This is a genomic window from Spirosoma horti, assembly GCF_054776595.1.
This window is the reverse complement of sequence record NZ_BAAHBQ010000011.1, coordinates 134,019-153,432: the sequence shown is the minus strand read 5'-3', so window position 1 is coordinate 153,432 and position 19,414 is coordinate 134,019. Positions and strand designations below refer to the sequence as shown.

16 protein-coding genes are annotated in these 19,414 nt (G+C 46.1%); 10 read left to right on the top strand and 6 right to left on the bottom strand.

Annotated elements, in window-relative coordinates; genetic code table 11:
- The first annotated feature begins 203 nt into the window (after positions 1-203).
- From ACYVAM_RS28560 to ACYVAM_RS28540, 5 genes are read left to right on the top strand one after another with little or no spacing between them, the layout of a single operon-like run.
- A complete protein-coding gene (locus ACYVAM_RS28560) occupies positions 204-1,373 on the top strand; it encodes a lipase family protein (RefSeq protein WP_461073527.1) in 1,170 nt (389 codons plus the stop codon).
- Positions 1,374-1,428: 55 nt separating this feature from the next.
- The gene (locus ACYVAM_RS28555; protein ID WP_461073525.1) at positions 1,429-2,598 is read left to right on the top strand and encodes a WD40/YVTN/BNR-like repeat-containing protein; all 1,170 of its coding nucleotides are present in this window, start codon (positions 1,429-1,431) and stop codon (positions 2,596-2,598) included.
- Positions 2,599-2,618: 20 nt separating this feature from the next.
- On the top strand, positions 2,619-3,251 hold the full coding sequence (locus ACYVAM_RS28550; protein WP_461073523.1) for an alpha/beta hydrolase: 633 nt from the start codon (positions 2,619-2,621) through the stop codon (positions 3,249-3,251).
- A 12-nt stretch (positions 3,252-3,263) separates the two neighbouring features.
- On the top strand, positions 3,264-3,740 hold the full coding sequence (locus tag ACYVAM_RS28545) for an alpha/beta hydrolase (protein WP_461073521.1): 477 nt from the start codon (positions 3,264-3,266) through the stop codon (positions 3,738-3,740).
- Positions 3,741-3,769: 29 nt separating this feature from the next.
- Positions 3,770-4,954: a DUF418 domain-containing protein gene (locus tag ACYVAM_RS28540; protein ID WP_461073519.1), complete on the top strand. Its 1,185-nt coding sequence runs from the start codon at positions 3,770-3,772 to the stop codon at positions 4,952-4,954.
- Between the two features lie 913 nt (positions 4,955-5,867).
- On the opposite strand, the gene ACYVAM_RS28535 is transcribed toward ACYVAM_RS28540, so the two are convergent.
- Entirely contained in the window at positions 5,868-6,125 is a 258-nt protein-coding gene (locus ACYVAM_RS28535; protein ID WP_461073517.1) for a hypothetical protein, read from the bottom strand.
- A 236-nt stretch (positions 6,126-6,361) separates the two neighbouring features.
- On the opposite strand from ACYVAM_RS28535, the gene ACYVAM_RS28530 reads away from it, so the two are divergent.
- The 3 genes from ACYVAM_RS28530 to ACYVAM_RS28520 are packed head-to-tail and all read left to right on the top strand — an operon-like array spanning position 6,362 to position 9,619.
- Positions 6,362-7,420: a GNAT family N-acetyltransferase gene (locus ACYVAM_RS28530; protein ID WP_461073515.1), complete on the top strand. Its 1,059-nt coding sequence runs from the start codon at positions 6,362-6,364 to the stop codon at positions 7,418-7,420.
- Between the two features lie 14 nt (positions 7,421-7,434).
- Positions 7,435-8,880, top strand: coding sequence for a sensor histidine kinase (locus tag ACYVAM_RS28525; RefSeq protein WP_461073513.1), 1,446 nt, complete (start codon positions 7,435-7,437; stop codon positions 8,878-8,880).
- 19 nt (positions 8,881-8,899) lie between these two features.
- Positions 8,900-9,619 carry a LytR/AlgR family response regulator transcription factor gene (locus ACYVAM_RS28520; protein WP_461073511.1) on the top strand — a complete coding sequence of 240 codons (720 nt, stop codon included), beginning with the start codon at positions 8,900-8,902 and terminating at the stop codon, positions 9,617-9,619.
- Positions 9,620-9,812: 193 nt separating this feature from the next.
- Here ACYVAM_RS28520 and ACYVAM_RS28515 read toward each other — a convergent pair whose 3' ends face one another.
- The 3 genes from ACYVAM_RS28515 to ACYVAM_RS28505 all read right to left on the bottom strand — a co-directional run bounded on the left by ACYVAM_RS28515 (position 9,813) and on the right by ACYVAM_RS28505 (position 15,119).
- Entirely contained in the window at positions 9,813-10,541 is a 729-nt protein-coding gene (locus tag ACYVAM_RS28515) for a hypothetical protein (protein ID WP_461073509.1), read from the bottom strand.
- Positions 10,542-11,356: 815 nt separating this feature from the next.
- On the bottom strand, positions 11,357-12,328 hold the full coding sequence (locus tag ACYVAM_RS28510; RefSeq protein WP_461073507.1) for a replication initiation protein: 972 nt from the start codon (positions 12,326-12,328) through the stop codon (positions 11,357-11,359).
- A gap of 1,399 nt (positions 12,329-13,727) precedes the next feature.
- Positions 13,728-15,119: a thioredoxin family protein gene (locus tag ACYVAM_RS28505; protein WP_461073505.1), complete on the bottom strand. Its 1,392-nt coding sequence runs from the start codon at positions 15,117-15,119 to the stop codon at positions 13,728-13,730.
- 426 nt (positions 15,120-15,545) lie between these two features.
- Here ACYVAM_RS28505 and ACYVAM_RS28500 point away from each other — a divergent pair, with 426 nt between their 5' ends.
- Positions 15,546-16,208, top strand: a complete 663-nt coding sequence (locus tag ACYVAM_RS28500; protein WP_461073503.1) for a methyltransferase domain-containing protein — start codon at positions 15,546-15,548, stop codon at positions 16,206-16,208.
- 128 nt (positions 16,209-16,336) lie between these two features.
- Positions 16,337-16,696 carry a hypothetical protein gene (locus ACYVAM_RS28495; protein ID WP_461073501.1) on the top strand — a complete coding sequence of 120 codons (360 nt, stop codon included), beginning with the start codon at positions 16,337-16,339 and terminating at the stop codon, positions 16,694-16,696.
- A gap of 237 nt (positions 16,697-16,933) precedes the next feature.
- Here the strand turns inward: ACYVAM_RS28495 and ACYVAM_RS28490 are convergent, their stop codons facing one another.
- Together ACYVAM_RS28490 and ACYVAM_RS28485 are read right to left on the bottom strand one after the other, a co-directional pair.
- Positions 16,934-17,650 carry a DUF4198 domain-containing protein gene (locus ACYVAM_RS28490; protein ID WP_461073499.1) on the bottom strand — a complete coding sequence of 239 codons (717 nt, stop codon included), beginning with the start codon at positions 17,648-17,650 and terminating at the stop codon, positions 16,934-16,936.
- A 72-nt stretch (positions 17,651-17,722) separates the two neighbouring features.
- Positions 17,723-19,408: a PepSY-associated TM helix domain-containing protein gene (locus tag ACYVAM_RS28485; RefSeq protein WP_461073497.1), complete on the bottom strand. Its 1,686-nt coding sequence runs from the start codon at positions 19,406-19,408 to the stop codon at positions 17,723-17,725.
- Positions 19,409-19,414 lie beyond the last annotated feature (6 nt).

The window sequence follows — 19,414 nt, the reverse complement described above, 5'->3', positions numbered from 1 at the left end:
TTAGTGTACTGTTTGCCTGATTGTAACGTTACGTTCGACCCTCAGGCAAACAGTACACTAAAATGGCCAATTTGTGCTACCAGCGCCCAGGGTTCATCCCCTTCTTTTGTCCCATGGTACGTCGTCATGAACGGTTGGCCTGCACTGACGGACCAGTTGTCATCTGATTGGGCGGATGTGGAGCAATCCCTACCGAAAAAATCATGAAAAAGAAATCTCCGTTTACTGCCCTGCTGTTGCTGGGCGTCGTTGCCCTGGCGGCCTGTAGCGACCATCTGCTGACGCCGGAAATTGGGCAAGGGATATCCCCAACCGATACCCACAACCGTATCGCCCTGCTGGCAATGTTCGCCGATGTCAACTACGATCTGGTGGCCTCGTCGGAGGCCGAATTAAGCCAAAACACGCTGCGCATCAATGAGGCTCTGCAAACCAATGCCGACGTGCGTGCCTATCTGGGCACCGACTGGCAGGTGGTGTGGGGACCCGCCATTTCGAACAGCATCAAAAAATCCAGCACCAGCAAAGTCGATAGTTTCGTGACCGACAACACGATGTATGTGGCTCGGGGTACCGACGGGGCTACGGGCAAGCCGCTCTACGTAGTGGCCATAGCGGGAACGAATGCGGTTTCCAGAAAAGGTGCCCTGTGGGAAGATCTCAATGTGTTCGACGAAACCAATTGGGGCACTCAAAAACCCTGGAGCCGACCCAAAAGTGGCAAAATCAGTGCGGGCAGTGCCCTGGGTTTCAGTATCCTGAACGCAATGGCCGATCCGGCCACGGGCAAAACCCTGCTCCAGTTTCTGGGAACACTGGCCGAGGCTGGTCCAGCCGATATTGCCTTTACCGGCCACAGCCTGGGGGGAGCCCTGTGTCCGCTGATGGCCCTCCATTGTATCGAGTGGAAGCAGCAGATGGGCGATCACAACCTTCAGGTGAGCGTTTATCCCATTGCTGGCCCTACCCCCGGCGACGAGGAATTTGCTGTTTATGCGGCCCAGAAATTTGGCGCCGGCTACCATTCGGTCATCAACGCCAATGATATCGTGCCTCATGCCTGGCAGAAAGATCAATTCGCTCAGATTCCGTCGCTTTACAAAAACAGCCCGCCGTTCAACCCGGGGGGTAAGGAAGGATTTCGGTTATCGCTCAGCGATCAGCTCAAGTTCGATGCGGCTAAAGAGCTGATCGATCGGAAAGGCTACCGGCGGATTGCGCCTGAGGGAGAGTTTGTCTTTTCCGGCAGCCCGAATACGTATCCCGATGGGGCAGGTGGTTTTTTTGCCGAGGCCAAGTACCAGCATACTATCGCGTATTATACCGATGCCTTTGGGTTTCCGGCCCCGGTGGTTGCGCTGCTGGCCAATTAAACTGGCAATGGCGCATCCGTTCGTCCCGAATTCACTTTTTCAGGTAAGCTCTATCATGCAAAAAACAGCCACTAAACACATCCGTCAGCTAGCTCTTTTCAGTACGTTTCTAGTCATCACCCTAAGCTGCATGACCCAGGACCATGCTGGTGTCAGCCCACAGACGGGCCAGGGTACACTCATTGATCATGGCTCGATTCCGGTACCGGTGGAGGGGCATTCTGAATTTGCGGAAAATGAATTCCAAACGGCCACCTACCAGAACCATTTTGTCTTTGTGGCCACATCGGATGGCCTGTGGAAGAATAATCTGCTCACAAAAGAATGGTCCCGAAGCGGCCTTAAGGGGAAACGGGTCTCCTGTATTTTCCGGCATCCTACTATTGAAAATAAGCTGTTTGCCGGTATTAAACCCGATGAACATTCCCCGGAAAAAACCCTATTTATTTCCAATGACGGTGGGGCCACCTGGCAGGCGGCCCAATCACCGGTTTACGATGAGTTGGAAAATCGGTATGAAATCTACGTCAGTCTGGCCGTCAGGCCAAATCATCCCGATCAGATCTATGCCAATATTGGCGGCACTATGATCGCCGTATCGACCGATGGAGGCCTGAACTGGCAACGAATGAATCACGAGCAACATAGCGATCTTGGTTACCGAAGCGCGATTGTTTTTCTACCCAATAACGCGGACCAGATTTTTCAGGGGAGTGAAAATCCGTTCGATGATGCCTGGCTGGGCCGCTATGATATAGACCCGAGCGATCCGGTGAAGCTGAAAAATTTTACCAAAGTGGTGGATATGGGCGTTTTCGGCAATCGACGGCCGGTCGAACTGCAGACCCACGCCTATACCGGCAACAGCATTTACGTAGGTCAGGAAGGGGCTCTGGCCAAAGTAAGCGGAACCACCCCCCAATTCATCTTTAAAGCGGAGGAAGCCAATCCTGCCGTTCCGTATACGTATATCTATGGGATCTGGGTCGATCCAAAAGACACCCATCATATTCTGTTCGGGGGAGCCCTCAATGCGGAGAGTCAACCCTCGTTAAGTTTATTTGAGACCTTCGACGAAGGGAAAGACAGTAAGCCAGTAACAGCAGATCCCACGCTGGCCACTGCCGAAGTGAGCAAGATCGTTCCCACCGATACGTATCCGGCCATCGTGCTATATGATCCCACCACGAAACGTATCCGGCTTTTTCTGTATAAATCAGCTTAGAAACGCAAACCAGGCTAAAAATGGGGAAGCCATTTTCGACAGCAGCCACTAACCGTAGCTCAGTCTATTCATCGATAAAACGGAATGGGATCGCTCTCAACGAAATCGTAGTCAACCGTATACTGTCCAAACCCGCACAGAAGCAAGCTGCTATGGGCTTCCGGTGGCTGTATTTCCTGCTTTTATCCACGGCATACCCGGCCCTTTCCCAAACTGCACCGCTGAGCGTTGCGTCGGCTCGCCACCTAGATCCGATCAATCCCTCGGCTCACAAACAGAGCTTTACCTACGCCACCAAAGATTCCATACCGTTGGGGCTGGATGTGTACAATGTGGGGGATTCTTCGGCGACTAAAAAAAAACCGTGCGTGCTGTTTGTGTTCGGTGGCGCCTTCATGACTGGCCGGCGGGATGACAGTCTGTATAACAACTATGTCAATAGCCTGCTCGCCCATGACTACGTGGTGATCTCCATGTCCTACCGGTTGGGCTTAAAAGGGGTGAAGAACCTGTCCAAATTCAACATTGCCCCTTTAGAGAAAGCCATTGGCATGGCCGTTGATGATGTCTATGATGCCACCGACTGGATTCTTGATAATGCCCCAAAACTTGGGGTTGATACGTCCCGAATTATTCTGTCGGGTTCCTCCTAGGGAGCCATTACAGTGCTGGAAGCGGACTTTAACCGCCGAAACCAGAAACCCATTGCCAGTAAGCTACCCCCTAATTTCAACTACGCGGGCATCGTCTCCTTTTCAGGAGCGATCTTCAGTGTCGATGGACGGCCCAAATTTCGCATTTCGCCAGCGCCGGTTTTACTGTTTCACGGCACGGCCGATAAGATGGTGCCCTATGAGCAGATTCGCTTTTTGAACCGGGGGATGTTTGGCTCGTCCGCGATTGCCCGGGTATTTAAAGAAAAGGAGTATCCGTACTATATCTACTGGGCCGAAAGGCTTGGTCATGAAGTATCCGTGTTGCCCATGATCGATCAGCTGCCCATCATTGACGAGTTTCTGGACCAGTTTGTGAGCAAGCAAAAAGCGTATCAGATCGATTTGTCGGTCAACGATCCAACGGCCAAACCCCTGATGGTGTTGACTCCAAAGGAGGTCTTTAAAAAATTACAACAGCCTAACTGAGATGGGGGTGAACAGGCCCTTAGCAATTTATGATCCACGCCTTTTGCCGTCCCGTCGAGCGGATCACCACCCTGGATGTACTCTGGGGGCTGGTGCTGCTGGGGCTATTGATATCGCAGGCGTTTGGTCCGCTTGCCTACCCCCAGCCGGTCCATATGCTGCACCTGGAGCATCACCCCGCCGAACTGCCGGTTCAGTTTATGATTCGGCTACTGGTGAGTGGTCAGTTCGAGCGGATGGGTAGCTTTTTGTTCGGACTGGGGGTTTATCGGTGCTGGGGGCAAGCGGGGCCGGATGGTCCCGGTCGGACCGACGCTCGGTTGGATGGTCACCGGATCGTCCGACGGCTATTAATCGGCCTGTTAGGGATCGGCCTGGGCCTGAGTCTACTGCTTCGCTCGGCTGATCTGCTGCTTCAGTACGCGCTGCTGGGGTTTACCCTGCTTTATTTTGTAAACCAGTCGGTGGTGAGCCTGCTGAGCTGGCTGGTAGGCTTCACCCTACTGGCTATGCTAATGCTCAGTATAGTGGGGCTATTGCATCCCGCCAGCGCAACATCCCACGGCCTTTTCAGTTGGCAGTCCGTTAGGCACTGGCTGCTGACGGGTAACTCGGCGTATCAGGATTTTTCATCCGTTCTATCCTACGAATTGATGATGCTGGGGGGATTACTGGTGAGTAAGTTAGGGCTATTGCTGCCAGATGCCCGGCTGAAGGTGCGTTTATCCTTACTTCAGGTCGTGATTCTACCAGCGGCCTTTCTGTGTAAAGGGGCCTGGGTAGTCCTGGCGCTTGGTCTGGTGGTGCTCCCCCAGTGGATTGTCGCCTACCAGCCCATGATTCTGGCGTTGTGTGGTTTTATAGGGCCCTTGCTATTGACGGGAGTTTATTTATTGGATGTGGGAATAAATACCCGATTGGCCCCTTCAGGATGGGCTCGATGGATCGGTTGGATCGGCCGGTTTGGCTTATCGAATTATGTCTTCCAGTCGATCCTCTGTCCGCTTCTGCTATACGGCTATGAGGTGGTGGTGTCGGGCCCGCCAACCGTTTGGGGAAGAACCGGCATCATAATAGGCATTTACAGCTTTCAGATCGGCTTCAGTTGGCTATGGAGAAAACATCACCGGCTTGGGCCCCTGGAATGGGTTTGTCGGCAGTGGCTCTTCGGCAAATCGGGTGGGTCAAATTCAATCTCCACATTTACTCTGTAGCGAACATACCTTGTTTAGTTTCAAATCCATAAACGATTAATAGGATTAATGCTATTTTCTGGGTAACCCTGAAAGCTTGATTGAAGCAGGCTGGCTGAAACTGGACTTTCCCTCCTTCAGTATGCTTTTGCGTACTTAACTTTCTGAGATTTTTTTAATTCCATCTGCTTTCATCAAAAACGAACGAAATAGTAAATCAGCACATCTTATAAGGATGGAGTCCAACTGGTGATGTGATATGATTACGCCAATCACAGCGCTACGTTCATGCTGAATGGAGACGTACTAGAATTTAAGCAGGATGCCGTTGCTTCTGGCATAAAATACACTAACGCCAAGTATGAATACACGGAACACCAGGGTAAACAGATGCTCTAAAAATGCGACAAAATCTTCTTTAGTAATTAGTGAGTCTTTGGACTACGACGATATAAGAGTTTTATCGACAGGTTAACAAAAAATAAGCGTTACTTATAGTAAGTTACACTTATTTTTTGATCCGGAGATCGGTATCGTTTACTACGGACAAGTCCTGAGAGGGGTTAAAAACGTTCAATAGCAACCTTACCCCTCCCCTACTCAAAATCGTCCAATTAAGTGTCAGTTCTTCTAAATTTCTGAACAGCATAACTTCCTGGAAGAAAGCAGATTATACCTGATTTGAAGCTAAAGAAAAATCGTTCAGGAAAACCTCCATTTAATTTTAAGAGTAGGCAGCACAGTTGGGAGCCTCGAAGTAATCTGAATTACCTGCTCATGCTTCCAGAAAACACGATAAATAAACTAAATAGGTGCCGGTTTACAGAAAACCTAATGAAGGGCCTGTAGGAGCCCTTTATTCTTTTTATTGAACGGGTGAATCGACACTGACTAATGATCTTTTTCCCTTTTCTAACCTTCTTCTCTACTTCCTTTATTGCTCTTTCCGCTCCAGGAATTCACCATACTCGAGAGCAAAGAGCTGACAAGTGGACGAATATTTCTTCCGAAGTCGACTGAGTTGCGTACTAAGTTGAAATAAACTGTTAACGACGAGTGGATTTTGATCACTGTGGGCATTGACCCGAACGGGTTCATCTTCCTGAGTAATAAAGAACTCCTCGCCAATACTGTCAATCAGGTAAATTACATACGTCATCTCCATCTCACCTCCGTCGTTCACCTCACGCATTTTATAGATACCTGTTTAGTCACAATAGGGATGGGTCATGACTTCCCTACATTGATTTTTAGTTAGTACGTAAACGAAAGAAAGGAGGTTGACGAGTTGCCGTTTTAGAGTACCCGGTACGAACAGGACAAAACTGTGTACGAACGGGCCAAAACTGTGTACGAACCCGGTTTACCTTTTCCGTCTTCAATCGTTATACTAAGAAAAGAAACCGTTCTACTGTGAGTACATACACGATGCCTAATTCGCAACCTGACGTAGAGATCTATCGGAATGGAGAATTGATCCTGACGGCTGGCGGGACAATAGATCCGGCGGCTATTGACCTCTTGAAGCGTACCATCTATGGGACAAAGGGCGTTCGCTATCAGCATACCAATCAGGAAACCAAAATTCACGAGTTAGCCAACCCTCTTTTTTTTCATTTATGGCAGGCTGGTCAATTGGTAGGGACGTACTGTCTGGATGAACGTACCCTCGATCTGGGCTCGATGCAGACGACTGGTTTTTACGGGCGTTACCTGGCCGTCGACGAAGCTCATTCTGGACATGGCTATGGCCGACTGCTGAAACAACAGGCCGTTGCCTATGTGGAGCAGCGTACCCCTTCCCCTTTCCTATTTTATTCCTTTATCGAGGGTAAAAATGCCCGCTCTATTGCGATCTCCCGGAAAGAAGGATTTCAATCGGTGGCTACCCTTAAAACTTATTTTTTTCGGCGCTTCTCTCCGATCCAGGACAACCGATTTAGCCCCGCAACGGCGGCTGATTTAGATCACCTTCAACCGCTACTGAAGCCGTTTTATCAAGCCTATCGGTTCAAGACCTTTGCCCAGCTCGGGTACCAGAATCAATACTTTGTGCTCAAGGAGCAAGGCCGGATCGTGGCTGGTGTTCAGGCCAATCCCGTAGCCTGGCGCTTCTACCAGATGCCCGGAGCCACGGGTTGGGTATTGATGAACCTGGTCCCGCTATTTTCAGCTTCCCGGCGCTTTTTCAATCCGACTCATAATGAGTTTGCGGTATTGGAGGGATTCTTTTTCCAAGAAGGCAGAGCGGAACTCCTACCTATTTTATTAGAAAGTGTTTTGGCTCATTATGGCCTTCACTCGGCCATGTGCGAGATCGATCAACAGGATCCACTCGTGGAGCTACTCATGCACCCATCCATGGGGTCCTTAAGTGGTTTTGAAAAAGACGTCCAGACGCACGTCCTGGTTAAACCAATCGGGCTTCCCCAGGAGGTTTTTGATACGAAAGCGCCCATCTATGTTTCCTGTTTTGATTACGCCTAACGCCCCGGTCTACTATGAGAAGTGAAGAAGTTGGTCTACAGGAACTATTAGAAAATTCCAGGCTGAAGCTAACCAAACCCTTTGGCCGAACCCAGCGAACGCTGCTGGTGATGCTGAACGCCAGTTATATACTATTAACGCCAATCTTTCTGATTATGGAGAAGCTGGCGAATGGGCATTTTGTCCCGCATCCCATTTTAGGCTACGTCTATGCAGGGGTCGGTATGGCGAACCTGGCCTCTTTTGTTTATAACGGCTTACTATTACTGGGAAAACAATCCATTGTCATTTTCAATCGAAGTATATCGCTCACCAATGATAAACCGTTCGATATCGTCCTTCGCTGGGCTAGCCTGATTTCCATTATGCTGATGAGCATCTGTCATATGTTGGGGGTCGGCAATCCCAGTAGTGATGCGATTTTGACCGATTTTGCGCTGGCTCATTCCCTGATTGTCCTATCCGCTATGCTGCTGGGGCGGCAGGCCTCCATCGTTTGGTTTGTGCTGGTGCTGGGCATTCTGGTTTACGTTTCGTTTAGTCAGCATAGCTATTCCGACCGGTTCAACTATCTAACGCCAACTGAATCGGCCCGGTATGAGGTAGCCCTGGCCCAGCGCAAACCCTGGGCTTTAGTCCGTCAACAGGAGTTAAACGCTCATTCGCTGAATCCACCGACCATCTCCCGCTATTTCAACACCTGGCTGGTCTTTATTCTGATTGCCTTTTTTACGGCTTATTTCTTCATGAGTATTACCCTGGATGTGTTCAATGTCATACCCACCGTCACCGAAGAAATCAAGGAAGCCATCAATACGTCCAAACGGCAGGAACTGGCCTTAGAACGGGAACGCAGCCAGGCCGAAGAACAAAAACTTCAACTCAGTGAACAAACACTGCAGGCGGAGTTAAGGGCCCTGAAATCCCAGATTAACCCTCACTTTCTCTACAACACGCTGTATCATTTCTATATCAAGAGTTCGGAAGCGTTGCCCGAATTAGGACAGGCTATCTTGAAGCTTTCTGATATCATGCGCTACAGCATGCAGGATGATTTGAATTTAGTCAATCTGGACGGCGAAATAACCTACATGAACCATTTTATTGCCCTTCACCAAGAACGGTATAAAACGAAGCTTTTCATCGACTTTACCGTCAAAGGGATGACGGCCGAAAAGATGATTCCTTCCTTTATTTTCATTAACCTGGTGGAGAATGCGTTCAAACATGGGAAAATGAATGAGGCGGATCATCCCCTGATCATTCGAATCGAGACGACCCAAACCAGTGTCCGTTTTTACTCCAGTAATCGTAAAAACCAGAAGAACCGGCCAGAGTCGAATAAGATTGGTCTGGCGAATCTGATCAGACGGCTGGATTTAACGTATGAAGGTCGGTATTCTTATACCGTTAACCAGGATGAGAGCCAGTACACGTGCCAATTAATTATTCAAACGTAAGTATATATCACTTCTTTTTATGGCTATTCCCTGTATTGTCGTCGATGACGAAGAAATGGCAATCGATCACCTGCTTGGCTATATTGCCAAAGTGCCTTTTCTAAGCCTTGAGGGTTCGTTTACCGATCCAAGTGAGGCACTTACTTTTCTAGAGAAGCATCCGGTTAAGCTGGTTTTTTTGGACATAGAGATGCCCAATTTTGCCATCGATGGCCTGGAATTTATCAAGATAATGGGCAACAAACAGAATTATATTTTAACGACCGCTTATCCTAAGTATGCGCTACCCAGCTACGATTATGATGTGGTCGATTTTTTGTGTAAGCCCTTTCCCTTTGAGCGCTTTTTGAAGGCTGTTAACAAAGTGCGCTCCTTACTGGAGATTTCATCCGATGAACCTGAGTCGGAGGAATACACGTATGTGCGGGTGGATGGAAAAATGCAACGGATCGACTTCAGCGACATTCTCTGGATTGAGAGCGAACGAACCTACGTTTCCATTTACACGCTGACTGATCGCATCAATTTACACCTATTCATGAGCGATATAGAAGCGCTACTGCCTGCCAAACTGTTTATTCGCGTTCATCGATGCTACATTGTTGCCAAGAAGCGGATTGATTTAGTCGAGAAAGAGCAGCTGGGTATAAAGAAAGAAAGTCAAATCAAGCTCATTCCCATTGGCGATGCTTACCGAAAAGCCCTCACACAGGCAATCTTCCCAAATAAAAAGAAATAAACTCTCCTAATCAGATGCAGGCGTGTACGACTAAATGAATAGAAAATCAGGGGCCTGGGTACATACAATCACTACTTGTTTGTTCGCTGTCTGATTGCCAAGTGACGATCTTTAAAGATGATCGGTGCCCTATAAAACGGCAAAGCAACCCCGAAAACTTTTTTTATTCGTGCTGCCTTTACTAGCTCCCTGCTCAGTCCTTCCGAAGATACAAGGTGGTAATGCCTTGCCGAAGCTGAATAGGAAAGGTACTCAGCTCTCGGTCAATTAATTTGTGGTCATGGGGTACCGGTTCAGAAATGTACTCGGGATCAATGAAGATGATGTTTAGTCGTTCATGTACTTCATGACCCGCCCGCTCGGTGTGCTTTAGCAAATGCTCACTGGAGGTGGTTGTTTTCATACTTGCCAAATCATCAAAATAGCGATAATTACAATACCAGTAGTAATACTTGTGATAATAATTGGAAAAACAGGCCTGGTAAGCATCAGGTTGCTCCCGGATAGTACGCAATATCCCATCCGTCTGTTGGAGTTCTTTGAGCTGGCCCACACTGAGTTGTTCCATCAGGGATCGGTTTAGCAATTCATCGCGGTAATTCTTGATGTGCTGCACCACATCGCCGTGGGTGACCGAGCGTTCAATGGAGTATTTGTGCTTGTAAAAGAAAGAAAGCGATATGGCGGGCTTGTCATAATTGACCAATTTTAGGTTTTTCAGGGGCTTACCGGGCCGGTTGTAGGCCTGATACTGCTTCATATATTGCATGGGGATGAAGTAATATTCCAGGTGTTGATCTGCTGGGGGTGGATTGCTAATCTGGTTAATGCCCGGGGTAAGGGTGATAGCCTGGGTTCTAAGGACGGTGCGGAGCCCCTCCAGGGGTGCTTCGTCGTCTCGTTTGGCGGGTTTTTTGGCCATAAATTAGTGAATCGTTTATTTACTATAAAAGTAAATAAATCAGGTAATATGCAATATACAAATGCTATTTTGTTTGCTAAATGATGAGACGTAAAATCAATACAAACCCGTTTTTAGACATGTTTTCTTATCTATTGAAATTACACAAGCCTTTACTAAACCAAATTAATTAATACTTTTAGTATATATATACATTTTTAAAGTAAACTTGTTGGAATACTAATTTTTAAGCTTTATACTAATATTAGTGGTTATTTTGTAACGTAAACTACTGATATTTAGCGATCTAATTAATTAGTAGTGGCTTGTTTACTTGTAAAAGTAAAGTGAAATTAACCATTAAATAGCCTGATTGTGGCACTGACTTATAAGTCGCTTTAGGTATAAGAATTAGATGCTTTAGAACCTTGTAATTATGGTTTATAAACTAAGCATAAGCTTTGATACTAGCCTGCTCTAAAAGCCGAAGTAAGTGGAGAAAGGTATGGTAGGTAAGGCCGCACCAGCCGATTGAGCCAAAATAATCGCGCAAACTTTTCGCAAAGCTCATTAGTAAGTGCAGATTTTAGTTGAGCTCAGTTAAAAGATACTTATTTTGCGTAAGGGAGCCATTTTTTCTAACTTTTCGCTTAATCTATTGACCGACTTCACAGGCCCCATCATAATAAATACTATCTATAGAGCCGGTTAGCGCTAAACAAATGAACATTAACGCTTAAGTGCATGTCCAAAATTTTGGGCATAAGAATTGCTGTGCATCATGGCTTTTCAATCAACAAGTAACAGAAAAGGGCTACAGTACAAACAAGGTCTTTTTACTTCACACCAAACACTTTTGCTGTATAGGCACCAATGTTTTTAATCTGTCCATCACTAATCATTTTTTCAATCTCGTAAATCTTTTTATTGATAAGCTTCTGATCATATTTTTCAATAACTGTATCCCGTTGATCAGTCCGTAAACCAAACCGACTAACCAGTTTTTCCGATAGAATACCTATGGAATCGGTTGGTGTGGGCAGAAATAATTCCTGTTCTATGGAGTTTTTGCTAATCTTAAACCGAAGTCCTGTATATTTTCGACCCTGCTTAATAAGTTCATACCGAACCAATAATTCCGTATGCTGATTAATTTCGTTAATTGAGGGATCAATAACACGCTCCATGAACATACCGATCATTGAGTACAATTCTTTCCCAGTTTCAGTATCAACTAAGGCTAGACGTGATCGCAACTCGGTAATAGTTATACTAAATATACCTATATCCTTCCATTGAGAAATCATTTCATAAAGCCGCTTCGAGTATTTACCAGTCACCTTCATTGCCGATTCTTTTCCAAGCGTAGTATAGTTACCCCCTTTTAGGTTAGTTAACATACCTCGCATGATAGGATCTATAGTGACCCGCATCGTCCCCTCACCTTCGTTATAAATAAAGCGGGAAAAGGGGACTACCTGCACATACTCTCCATTAATGAACATCTCCATTTTAATGTCCATCATCCCCCAGGAAGCCTTCTTTAAATTGGTATATCCATTACTAGGATCTCGATCTAGATCAATAATAATATCGCGCACACGCAGGATATACTCCTGATCAGCCGCATCATTCGACTTAATCGCTGATTGGAGTACATATAATATGTCCTTTTGTAGGGCCGACATTTCGTACCGCGCCGTCGTCAGGGTATTGCCCTGATAAATAAGTGTCTGTGTTTTATGCCCGCGTGCCATGTCCACAAAAATAAACCAACTACGAACATAACGCAATTGAAACTTATCCACATCTCCACCGTACTTTTTGTTATATGGTATCGTACATTTTGTTATACTTGTTCTTCCACCGCGTACTTTTTGTTATATCATAGGCTAGACAAAACGTATAAACTGTTATAGAAACCGTATAAACTGTTATAGAAACCGTACTTTTTGTTATAATTAGACTTCATAAGCTGTTAAGGATCAGAAAGTTAAATAGCTCTCAAAGATCAAAATAAATATACAAATAAAAGAATTGACTTTTCACAAATCTTTGATATCAGAGTTTAGAAGGGTAAAAAAACAAGGCTATTCACGAAAATATCCAGCGAGAAAAACAAAAATCAATTACTGGCTATGAAAAAAGATCTCACGAACGTACTTTTTGTTATAATTAGGTTAAGTGCTTGAAAATCAATAGGTTATCCACTAACGATAGCCTTTTTTGGCCAAATAAATTCGACTTATACGTATTTTTTGTTATAGTTAAGCAGTTATCTGCATGAGTATGAGGGTAAACTGAGCTAAATCCGAATAAGCACTTCAGCAGCAAACAAAAAAAACAAACGTATTTTTTGTTATACTTTGGTTCTAACTACTTAATAATCAGTAGATAAGCTTTTTTCGGAGTTTAACTACAGCCACTCAAATCAGTAATATATACCGTACTTTTTGTTATAGTTAGCGCTCTACCGTGCTGATTTACAGTATATTCCTCAAGATCACTGTTGAAATAAATTCGCACGCTTCAGAGTAAAAAAAACGTACTTTTTGTTATAGTTAGTATATTATTAGCCTGATTACCAGATACATACTAAACACGAGACTAAACTGGCAAATAAATAGTATCGTACTTTTTGTTATAGTTAAGTGATCAGGAAATTTCCCTCGAAACAAAGCTAAATAAGCCTATCGAAAGGCTGTAGATTAGGAGAGCAGGTACCCTTATTAAACCGATAAAGCTGGCGACTACTGTAGGAGTATACCCCTCCTTATTGTAAGTGAGATTTGAGTATTATATCATCAGCGGAACCTACAATAAAACCGGATCTGACGATAAGAAAGATATAACTGCACGGCTAATAGCTATCTAAGCGTTTCTATAGCCTTATAGAAGGAGTTCTTAATACTTCCTATATTAGTAGAGGATAGAGGTAGGATCAACGCTCAGAAGCAGGTTATTACAGTCTGAATACCCACCAGGGTGCACTTGCCGTTTGGTACCGCTAGGGCGGCCCCGAAAATCCGTCACTTGGCAGTCTACGATGTATCATTAACTCACACTCATCACTGAAAATGATACATTGATTTGCGAGATGGCAATTTGAGATTGAGCAGCGGTAAAACTGGGAAAGCTTGTTTACATTCGGATATCATCGCTCAAACTGGGCGTTTTATGCGACGGATTGCAGGTTTATAACTATTCCTACTTAAAGGAGGTCAAGGCGGTCGTTAATGCCTGGTAGTCTACTTGCCGTTTTTGGGCATCCTGAATGCCTCGCTCAAGAACGGTTCGGGCTTCAGAAGGACGATTAGCCTTTTTTAACAGATTGGCTTCGGTCAATACATAATCAGTCTTGTAGAACAACTGCTGGGCCTGTTGAGTCCACTCAAGGGCGGGACTAAGTTCGCCCTCGGCGGCATGCATGGCTGAAAAATCGGCAGCAAAGGTATTCAGTTGATCAGCGATGGCTCGCGTACGGTTTTTGTGCAGCCCACGCTTCATGTCCGCAAAACCAGGTACCTGCGTACTATCTTCTTTTCCGGTTAGGTAAGGCCTCATAAACCAACTGAGTGTCTGGTTGTCTTTCTGAGATAAGCGCTCCGGTGTCAGACTGAGCAGGTAGGACTCAACGTAAGTAGGTATGGTCCGTAGATAAGCGGCCGTATCACCTGTTTCTTTCAAGTACCGTAACCGGTTAGCTTGGACAAGCGCAAGGGAGTCTTGTTGATCTTGAATCGTATAGGCCGCATACATTTTATTGAGAACAGGGATAATTCGATTATAAGCATTTAGGATCGATGTGTCACGCTTGGCGACGGCCTTTGAAAAGGTAGCTCGAGCAAAACCGAACGTTCTACCCATACTGTAGCCCTGATCTTCCAATAAGTTAGCCTCGGCAATATAGCGAGCAAAAACTTGGCCGGCCCGTGTATCAAAGGTTTCTAAACATTGACTCATCAATAATAAACTTTTGGTAGAGTGCTGTTCTTTCTGGGGCAACAACGCGATGTATTCATCCAATAGCTTGTTGCCATCAAGTACGTTGTTTTGATGACGTATTCGAATATAGTTATAGAGAAAACTAGTGTCGTTCTTATGCAAGGGAAATTCTTTGTTCCAGTCCGCCAATGACTTCTCCCTTTGTGCTCCTTTAAAAGTTAACCCTAAGCTGCCTGTTCGCTTCGACAGGGCAATACCCCCTTCTCCGATCAGTTTATCAGTCTTGATCAAGCCAATGATCTCATGAACTAATTGACCCGTCGAATTGACAAAGAGCATCGTCGGATAAGCCGAGACGCGATACGCTTTGGCGAGTTCAATGCCCTCCCCTTTCTCGGCATCAATCCTCACATTGATGAATTGGGTGTTAAATGTCTCACCCACCTTTGCATCCGAAAACACGTCCCGTTCTAACAGCTTACAGGGTCCGCACCAAGTAGTGTAGGTATCAACGAAAAGAAGCTTACCCTCGTCATGAGCTTTCTTCAAGGCTTCTTTCCAAGTACCTTGCTGAAAGACAATGCCCTTGGTCTGAGCCTGAGAGGGGAGGAAACTGTAGTAGAAAGCGACTACTATCACGAATAAAGTCTTCATGATTAATCAGTTTATAAATGCGATATTAAATATAACTAATAACTTAGTTACAAGGTTAGAGTTCACTATATATACCCCCTTCTCTACGTGTATTTTTGGCGTTAGTAAAGTAATTACGTTGGGGCCTGTTTTCCTTTTTTCCCTATATAGAATTCACTATACAACAGTTTTCAAACGATCAAAGTATAAAGAAGGGAGGCAAATAAGGAACTGCTAACCAAGATATGACCTAGCTTGTGGATCGTTGACCAATTGAGTATCATTCTCTAAAAAACGCTCCGAATTCAATAACGGTAACCCTCTTTTACCGAATACCCCCAAGTATGGTGGGTAAGTTCGCTCTTTTCTTGATCAGTTTTGCGCCTGATCCAGCAAAACATCCCCTATAAACGATCGGTTAGGCTCCTAATCAGTTACCTGCTTTTTATGACCGCTACTAATCCATTTCAACGGTACGACGAAACCGACGACCGGCAATTTTACGGGCAGCCCCGCCTGGTCAACCACATCGACGAGGCCGCCGTCCGGGCCACCACCAACTTATATGCCGACTATTTGCCCGCTGGCGGCAACATTCTCGATCTAATGAGCAGTTGGGTAAGCCACCTGCCTACCAACATACACTACGGACGCGTGGCCGGACTGGGCATGAACGAGGTCGAGTTGAAGGCCAACCCACAACTCACCGAGTACGTGGTACAGAACCTGAACCAAAGACCCAGCCTCTGCTACGGCGATAATACCTTCGACGGTGGCATGGTAACCGTTTCGGTGCAGTACCTGACGCAGCCGGTGATTGTTTATCGGGAGCTGGCGCGCGTGCTGCGGCCCGGCAGTCCGTTCCTGACCGTATTCTCCAATCGCATGTTTCCTACCAAGGCCGTTGCCATCTGGCAATCGCTCGATGATCTAGGCCATCAGCAGTTGGTCCGTTCGTATTATGAGCAAACCGGCCTGTTCGACCAAATAAAGACCCTTGATCGTAGCCCGGGTGGCTGGAGTGATCCGCTGTTTGCGGTGGTAGGCTGGGTTAAAAATGAGCCTTGCTCAACAGATGATTCATATGGTATTAGTTCGATAAGCAACTAAGGGGGAGTGCTCCCATTTATACGAAATGGTCCACCAACAGTAATTTGTATAGCTGATCAATGTGTTATGAGGTCAAGTAAGAAAACGCTCTTTATAAACACACTAGATTTTAGATTCAGCTCCCTTGCTTGTTACCCGCCCAAGAAATTACTGCGTATATTAGTCCCATCATGGAAAACCCAAGCCCGATCCTGCGCTACCTATCGACGGCTTACCGAGAGCAGACGCCCGTTATGGCTAACACTAATGCGTGCGTGAGCCACCTAACCATTATCTCGGAAGATCCCCTGTTGTTTGAGGTCGAATTATCCATCGGCGCGGATCAGGTGCGGACATACGCCATCCAGCAGCTATCGACCGAGTCGATCGACAATCCTCTCTATCAAGTCGCCTCGGTGCATCAGGGCGCCCCGGGGTCTTTCTCTAAACTATCTGAGTCGGACTTGTATTATATGATTAGCGGCAAATCGTTGACCGACGAAGAGTAACTGGTTACCTTCGACAAGCCGTGGCTTAGATGGCTGGCTCTCAACCCGCAGTGCATCTGAAAAGCAGCTAATCATTCAGGAGATTAATAATTTCTGTCCTAATCTCGCAAATCGCTCCCACATGAGATGAGGGTTGTCTCACAGTCCGTAAATAGGGCATTAAACGATATTGTTAAATGTGCTTCTAGAAGACTTTTGGATAGTTCGCACTTACGGAATGGCAATGCGGCCACATGACTACTTCTCTGCCACGTCAATCACGTAGGTTGCACAGCGCCATATAGCCTGATAAGGCTTGCCATCCTGTTCCCCGGCCATCTTGTCAGTCTTACTGGCTTCAATATAATAGCGACCTGGCCAGAGGGGGGTAAACTCGGCGATACCGTTGGTATTGGGTTGAATTTCCTTATTCCAGCCGCTGGGTGAGTGAACCGCAACCCGTAGTTTATCGGCCGGTTTTTCATTAAAAATACCGGCTAAGGCGACTGGCTTCCCCACAACATAACCCTTCCCGGCTTCGGACACCGACACGTTTAACTCGTTTGGATGCGCTACTGACAAGGAAGCTACCTTGCCAACAGTTACAGCTGCGGTCGCATTAAACTGATATTTGGTAGTGCCACCTAGATCTTTGGCTCCATGACCTACAGCTAGTGTATAAATTCCGTCCTGCTCGGGCGTGAATTCCGCCGTGAAATGATCCTGAGCGGGGCTTACAGGTAGCTTGGTTTTCTGTCCACCGGGGCCGATTAGCCAAAGTTCAAATGATTTAACATCGGAATACCAGTCGCTAATCTTTTCAGATGGATCACCAGGTTCAGAATAGAGTACAGTAACTGTTTGCTTTTGACCCTTTTTGCCAGTTGGGCTGGTCTGTATCCATAACGCATGGGCATATACGTCTGCTACGTTGAAGGCAAAAACAATCAGGATAATAAAGCGTAATCGGTTCATAGCAAGGTTTTAAAAGAGACAATTAAATGAATCAGGAAGGCTGGTGTGTTATCAGAAAAGATGAATACGCTATCAGGCAGCACCTAACTGCCCAACTTTCTCCTTTGCCGGTGCTGGACTTGTCTGAGAACGCTTTTGCTGCTCTAGCTTCCACAGAATAACTCCACTGATAATGGCTAGGCAAAGAAAAAGTACATCGATAAACAGGATGTCGAAAGCGTTACGTTGAAAGGTGTTCCAAAACCAGTTACCACGTATAACACCGTTGGCTAGAGGTAGCGCAAAACAGGTTACGACGGATAAGAGTAACGATTGCCGATTCACTAGGGCGAGATCTTTCCGAATGAGGAAGTAAACGCTTAGGGCGAGCCATGAATAAAAGTACCAATGATAGATATCCGATTGGCCCGGTTTAGTGAGGAACAGTAGGGCTGTCATGGTAAAAGCCGTAACGGGCAACATACTTAAGCTGGAGGAGATATATACGTTGGCTGTCCAGAAATTGAATGTCCGTTTACGAGCTGGAATGTTCTTATTGTCTCGGGCTACCAGCCAGATCATGACACCTGAGTTGATAACAATACAGCCCAGAATTCCCAAAACGAAATAAATCACCCGCAGGGGCCTGCCGCCAAAATCGCCAAAATGCAGCCGTAAAATGAGTCCTCTGACCGTATGTATATACGATGCCGGTTCCAGCGGGGTATGTTCCGAAAGGATCTTCTGATCGCGTATCCGGTAAACGAACTCTCCCTGTCCGTTTAGCTGGGCATCCGTATGGGGTTTTCCCTGGATCACTACGTGCATGTTTTCATCCCCGTAGTTTCGGATGGCAACCAAACTGACATCGCTGTTTTGCCATTTATGTTCAGTTTGCGTAACCAATTGATTGATATCGAATTTGGCGGTCAACGCCTTGTTCGCATAAGTAAATTCCTGCTTCACGCCATAGCCCAGATCCTTATAAATTTTTTCGTCATTGCCCTTGTAAAACAACTTTGTATAGGGAACGATGAGGAACGAATTGAAGATCAGAATGACGCCCGTTATCGCGAACACGAGCTGATACGGAAACCCGATCACCCCCAGAACCGTATGCAGATCGGTCCATAGCGTCTTGCGCTTACTCCAGGGTCTGAACGTAAAGAAATTCGATACAATCTTGTCCCAATGCAGCAGTAGCCCGGTGATAAGGGCGAACAGAAAGATAAAGGAGACAATACCGGCTAGCATATACCCAAAGGGTACGCCAATGCGGAAAGGAAAAACCTGGTTTAGTTGCGCTAAAAAGTGTAGCCGGTACAAGAATTCACCGATGCTATAACTTGACGCGTAATCCGCTTCCTGCTGTTTGCTGAAATCATACGTAAAGAACGCTGAATCATCATCTCCTCCCCGGCCTCTGCCCCGACCACGCCTGCCTTCCGGTTTCTTTTTCGGCTTCTTTAGTTTTTGCACGATCGGGTCGTGCGAGGCACTCATCGATACGTATACACCCGCCTGATGCCGTAGCATCGTCATGTCAAAATCACGCCCTTTTAACGTATGATGCTTGGCGAGTGAATCAAGAATGCCGTTAAAATCTTTTTTTACGCCCGCTTCAGGACTCAAATAGGACTCATTTTTTTGCCACGAAGCCAGGTCGTCTTTAAAGAACGAGAATGAACCGGCAAAAAACATGACGTACAAAATCGAGCAAATAATAATGCCGCTAACCGTATGGGTGTTGAAATAAATGTTGTATTTCCTGTTATCCATAATCGT